The following is a 237-nucleotide window of genomic DNA, read 5'->3' on the forward strand; positions in this document are numbered from 1 at the left end:
CGGGTTTACTCTGCGCCCTTTTAATTTCCCTAAAAGCAGCTTTTCAGCCTCAGAAAAATTGTCCAGTTGCTGATTTGAATGGACGACCATTGTAAAATAATCAAGGCGGCCAGGGTTCTTTTCATACAATTTATTGTAGATAGAAAGTGCTTTTTCATATTCTCCTTGTTCGAAATAATTTGTTGCCAATAGCTCGGTCTGAGCTGTGACTAGAGATGCTGTAAATAGAAATAGTAT

Annotated in this window: 1 pseudogene; it reads right to left on the bottom strand. The window is 38.0% G+C overall.

What is annotated here, in order from left to right:
* Window positions 1-237 (bottom strand): annotated as a pseudogene (locus ACY2RT_RS15630) (tetratricopeptide repeat protein); the annotation flags it as partial.

The sequence above is a fragment of the Ulvibacter sp. 2210JD10-4 genome (assembly GCF_058148525.1).